The sequence below is a fragment of the Variovorax sp. P4_D9 genome (genome assembly GCF_056401695.1).
Window position 1 is genome coordinate 1 of record NZ_JBFUIU010000578.1, and the last position, 5,747, is coordinate 5,747.

The following is a 5,747-nucleotide window of genomic DNA, read 5'->3' on the forward strand; positions in this document are numbered from 1 at the left end:
GCCTGGGCCTGACGGTGGAAGCGATCTTCAGTCTCCCGCCCGAGGAGCGCGGCCGCATCATGTCCTCGGCCTTCGAGGAGCTGGGCTGGGGCGACGGCGGCCTGGCCATCGTGCTGGCCGCGTCGACGGTGCCCTGGATCGTKATGCACATGATGGGCYGGCAGGACCTGCTGGAAAAATACCCCGAGGACCGCGTCGGCTGCTGGGGCATCACCGAGCCCGATCACGGCTCCGACATTCTCGACTTCGGCCGCCAGGTGGCCCACCCCGGATCCAGCTATGGCAAGCCGAACTGCATCGTTCGCGTCGAGGGCGACGAGCTCGTGATCCAGGGTCAGAAGTCGGCCTGGGTATCCAATGGGCCGATCGCCCAGCTCTGCTGCCTGTATGCCGCGCTGGACGACGGCTCGGGCGACTACAAGCAGTGCGTGGTGCTGGTGCCGCTGGACCGCGTCGGGGTCTCGCGCGGCAAGGTGCTCGACAAGCTCGGCCAGCGTCCGCTGCCGCAGGGCGAGATCTTCTTCGACGGCGTGCGTGTCCCGCTCGATCACATGATCGCCAGGCCCGGCGCCGAGTACGCCCAGGCCATCTACGGCGTCCTGACCGAGGCCAACTCGATCATGAGCTCGATCTGGACCGGGGCGGCGCGCGCCGCCTACGAGCATGCGCTGGACTATGTCCACACCCGCAAGCAGGGCGGCGTGCCGATCATCCAGCACCAGAACGTGCGCTATCGGCTCTTCCACATGTTCCGCAAGGTGGAGGTGGCGCGCGCCATGTCGCGGCGCGTGATGTTCTACAACCACACCATGCCGGTGGGGGCGCTGCAGGGCTCGATCGCCGCCAAGATCACCGGCACCCAGGCCGCCTTCGAGGTCGCTTCCGACGCGATCCAGCTCTTCGGCGGCAACGGCGTGACTCGCGAGTACCCGGTCGAGAAGCTGCTGCGCGATGCGCGCTCCGCGCTGATCGAGGACGGCTGCAACGAGATGCTGGCGATCAAGGGCGGCAGCTTCCTCGCCGACCCGAGCCGCCTGTAAGGCGCCGCCTCAGCCCCCACGCTTTCGATCCACACAGCAGGAGATTCCCATGCGAATGAACGCATACGTCGCCGGTGTCGGCATGACGCGCTTCGGCAAGTTCCTCGATCGCGGACTCAAGTCGCTGGCGGCCGAGGCCATCGAGGACGCGCTAAAGGACGCCGACATCCAGGCCTCGGATCTGCAGGCTGCCTACATGGGCAACGGCGCCGCGGGCGTCACCACCGGCCAGGTGCTGATCCCGGGCGAGGCCGTGTTGCGCGGCATGGGCATCGGGCGGATCCCGGTGGTCAATGTCGAGAATGCGTGCGCCACGTCCGCCACGGCCTTCCAGCAGGCGGCGCAGATGATCACGCTCGGCCTGTACGACGTGGTCCTGGTCTGCGGCTTCGAGAAGCTCTACAACGAGGACAAGCGCAAGACCTTCTCGGTCTTCCAGGGCGCGGTGGACCTCGAGGCGATCGACCAGGTGCTGGGCGAGCTGGAGAGGAACATGCGGGCGACGGGGGCTCGGACAGACCTGGACGGCGCCGGCTCCAGGCGCTCGCTCTTCATGGACATCTACGCGAGCATGGCGCGCTCCTACATGCAGCGCACCGGTGCGACCGCGCGCCACTTCGCGATGGTGTCGGCCAAGAACTCGGTGCACGGCAGCCTGAATCCGAAGGCGCAATACCAGGACAAGGTGAGCGTCGAAGACGTGCTGTCGGCGCCCATGATCTCCGACCCGATGACGCTGCTGATGTGTTCGCCGATCGGCGACGGGGCTGCGGCGCTCGTGCTGGTTTCGGAGAAGAAGGCGAAGCAACTGGGCCTGAAGGACCGCGTGCGGGTGCTCTCCTCGGTGCTGGCCACCGGCTTCGACTACGAGGAAGGYGCGCAGACCGTTCCGGAATACGCCGCGGGGCTGGCCTACGAGGCAGCGAACGTCGGCCCGGTTGATCTCGACGTGGTCGAGCTGCATGACGCCTCGGCGCCGGCCGAGCTCATCTACTACGAATACCTGGGCCTCGCGAAGAAGGACGAGGGCGTGGCCCTGATCGAGAGCGGCGCCACTGCGCTGGGCGGCCGTGTCCCGGTCAACCCCTCCGGCGGCCTGCTGCGCAAGGGCCATCCCATCGGCGCCTCGGGCGCGGGGCAGATCGTCGAGCTGGTGGACCAGCTGCGCGGCCGCTGCGGCCCCCGCCAGGTGGCCGGCGCACGCACCGCGATGGCCGAGAACGGCGGCGGCTTCATCGGCAAGGACGTGGCCGCCATCGTCATCTCCGTTCTACAGAAGGAGTGAGGCATGAGCACTACCGACTCCGGACTGACGTTTGCCGGCCTGATCGCCAACCGTGCCACTTCGAACCCCGAGCTGGACGTTCTCACCTTCGAAGGCGGCGGCCAGCGCCCCGACGAGGTCCGAACCTATGGCCAGCTATGGGATCACGGGTGCCGACTCGGCGCCGGACTGYGCGAACTGGGCCTGCGACAGGGCGAACGCTTCGGCCTGGTGATGGCCAACCATGCCGAATTCGTCGAGGCCATGGTCGCCGCGGGGGCTACCGGCACCATGTTCGTGCCCGTCGATCCGCGCACCAGGGGCGACCGGCTGGCCTATATGCTCGAGACAGCGAACTGCGTGGGTGTCATCGCCGCCGACTACGCGCTGCCGGGTCTGGCCGCAGTCCGCGACCGGCTGCCGCAGCTGGCATGGGTGGTGGGGCTGGCCACCGACGAGGGCAGAGCCACGCCCGAGCAGCTGAAGGCGCACGGCATCATGCCGTACGCCCGGCTGCTGGCCATGTCGACCGGGGACTTCGCGCCCGCGGCGATCGACGCCGAATCGGCGATGCAGCTGATCTACACCTCGGGAACCACCGGCGACCCCAAGGGCATCGTGATGACCCACGAGCGCTATTGCGACACCGCCCTGGTGGCCTCGCGCCTGTTCGGCTATCGCGCAGACGATCGCCCCTATTCGGGCCTGTCGCTGACGCACGCCAATGCCCAGTTGGTCACGCTTGGCGCATCGCTCGCAGCCGGCATGCGATGCGTGATGTCCCGCCGCTTCACCAAGTCGCGCCTGTGGGACATCACCCGCCGCTACGGCTGCACCAGCTTCAGCCTGCTGGGCGGCATGACCACCGCGGTCTATGCAGAGGCGCCGAAGCCAGACGACCGCGACAACCCGGTGCGTTTCGTGGTCTCGGCCGGCATGCCGCAGGCGATCTGGTCGGATTTCGAGCGGCGCTTCGACGTGCAGATCCTCGAGTTCTACGGCGCGGCCGAAGGCGGACTCACCGTCAAGCCGATCGGCGTCGGGCYGGAGGGAAGCATCGGCAAGACCATCCCCTCGCTTCGGCACCGCGTCGTCGACGAGAACGACAAGGACGTGGCGCCAGGCCAGCCGGGCGAGCTGTTGTTTCGCCATGCCGACGGCGCACCCTTCAAGGTCGAATACTGGAACAACCCGGAGGCCTCGGCGAAGAAGACCGCGGACGGCTGGCTGCGCATGGGCGACGTGGTGACCGAAGACGCCGAGGGCTGGCTCTTCTTCCAGTATCGCAAGGGCGGCGGCATCCGATGCAACGGCGATTTTATCAACCCCGCCTTCGTCGAGAAGGCGATCGCCGAATGTCCCGAGGTCGACGACGTCTATGTCTACGGCGTACCGGCAAGCTCCGGCGTGCCGGGCGAGAAGGACCCTGTTGCCGCGGTGGTGCCGAAGGACCGCGCCAGTTTCGACGCGCAGGCGCTATTCCGGACCTGCCGCCAGCGGCTCGAGGCCAACTTCGTCCCCCGCTACATCCAGGTCCTCGACCAGATTCCCAAGACGGCTTCCGAGAAGCCCCAGGAGCGCTTTCTGATCGAGAGCTTCGAGACGCAGCCAGCCAGCGTATTCACCGAGCGACGCGCCTAGCGCTGCCATCCCTCTTCCTTTCAACCGACTCACAGGAGACTTCATCATGAGCAGCACCAACTACCAAGTCGTCGTCTACGGCGCCAGCGGCTACACCGGCAAGCTGACCGTCTGGAAGCTCGCCGAGCGCGGCATCCCTTTCATCGCAGCCGGGCGCAACGCGGAGCGGCTCAAGTCGGAGCTGGACCGGGTCCCCGAGCTCAAGGGCGCCGACTACCAGTGCGTCGAAGTGGCACACGAGCACAAAGCCCTGGCCGGCCTGTTCGCAGGCAAGAAGGTCGTGATCAACATCGTCGGCCCCTTCATGCAGCTGGGCCTGCCGGTGGTCCAGGCCTGCCTGGATGCAGGCTGCCACTACTTCGACACCACCGGTGAGATGGACTGGGTGCAGATGCTCAAGTACGAGTTTGGCCCCCGATTCAAGGAGAAAGGGCTTGCGCTGTGCCCAGCCAATTCCTACATGTGGGCCGAGGGAAACATCGCCGCCGAGATCGCGCTGGAGACGCCGGGCATCGACACGCTGGACATCGTCTACCTCGGTGACTCGCCGGTGAGCGAGGCCTCGACCGCTTCTTTCCTGCGCATGTGCACGAACCCGCAGCACTACCTGCAGAACGGGCAGCTGGTCATGTGGCCCTACGCGACCAACTACACCGTCACCGTGCCCGGCGAGGCCAAGGTCTTCAATGCGCTGCCCTGGAGCGGCGGCGGCGAGCCGCTGTGGTACCAGGACGATGCGCGTGTGCGCAACTGCAGTGTGCTGGTCTCCTTCAGGAACCAACAGCTCTTCGCCGGCGTGTTCGGGCTGCTGCAGAAATTCGAGGCCGAATGCCGCCAACTGCCTCAGGCCGAGCGCGAGGCGACCACCAATGCGTGGGGCGCAGGCATCACCACCTCCGAGCCGTCCCGCGAGGACCCGCAACTCAACCGCTGCGTGCTCGCCTGCCACGGCCGCGGCAACACAGCCGCGGTCGAGGTCGTCATCCGGGGCAATTCGCCTTACGCGCAGACCGGTGTGTTCGGCGCGGAAGCGGCACGCCGCGTGCTCCGAGCGCAACTGCYGGCCACGGGCTTCGTGTCGCCGGTGCAGGCCTTCGGTGCCCGCCAGCTGCTCGCCTCGCAGGCCGAGGAAGGCTATCTGAGTTGGGAAGTGCGTCAATGACCTTCGGCTCTGCCAGCAGCAGATCAATGAGCGCACTCGTCTGTCGAGCGTGGTCGGCGCTGGCAGGCATGAGGGTCGACGACGGGTTGTCTGCTCTCAGCGCTATTGAAAATCAGCTTCGCGGGGCGGTCGTCGAGGTCCTTCCTTCAGTCATGCTCGAATTTGACTTGCTGCGAGCCACTTGGACGGCACTGAACGATGACGCGGAGTCTGCGCAGGAAATGGTCGAACAAGCGCTCGCGAGGCATGAATCCGGAGTGGACCATCCGGCAGCGTCGATAGTGCTGCGACTCGGCCATTGGAAGGCACGACGTATCGATGCGTTCTGCGAAATGGCGCGCTCGCCTCACCAGCAGCTCACCAAGCGGCGGGAAGCGCTATTGACCCTGCACCATCTGTCGATGGAAGCTGCTTTCGAATTCGAGCAGTTGCGCTTGGTCAGCGCCCAGCGCCTTGCTATCGAGGCCCACTCTTGTCCAAGACAGAAGGCGTTGAGCCATCCCGATGCGTGGGGTAAAAAGTTGTCGCCAAACGAACTTCCACCCCACTCACGAGAGGCCCAACGTGAAAGCATCATGCAGCATGTTCAGTCAGATCCTCAAGCTGATTCCGCGCATCGAGTTCGAGCACATCGTCAAGC

Annotated in this window: 5 protein-coding genes; all 5 read left to right on the plus strand. The window is 66.3% G+C overall.

Annotated elements, in window-relative coordinates:
- On the plus strand, nt 1-1,040 hold a 1,040-nt coding region (locus AC1DY5_RS39330), incomplete at its 5' end, for an acyl-CoA dehydrogenase family protein (protein WP_478119872.1).
- A gap of 49 nt (nt 1,041-1,089) precedes the next feature.
- Entirely contained in the window at nt 1,090-2,325 is a 1,236-nt protein-coding gene (locus AC1DY5_RS39335) for a thiolase family protein (protein ID WP_478119873.1), read from the plus strand.
- A gap of 3 nt (nt 2,326-2,328) precedes the next feature.
- Nucleotides 2,329-3,945: an AMP-binding protein gene (locus AC1DY5_RS39340; protein ID WP_478119874.1), complete on the plus strand. Its 1,617-nt coding sequence runs from the start codon at nt 2,329-2,331 to the stop codon at nt 3,943-3,945.
- A 46-nt stretch (nt 3,946-3,991) separates the two neighbouring features.
- The gene (locus AC1DY5_RS39345) at nt 3,992-5,107 is read left to right on the plus strand and encodes a saccharopine dehydrogenase family protein (protein ID WP_478119875.1); all 1,116 of its coding nucleotides are present in this window, start codon (nt 3,992-3,994) and stop codon (nt 5,105-5,107) included.
- Nucleotides 5,108-5,133: 26 nt separating this feature from the next.
- Nucleotides 5,134-5,747 (plus strand): hypothetical protein (locus tag AC1DY5_RS39350; protein WP_478119876.1); only part of this gene is annotated, 614 nt, incomplete at its 3' end.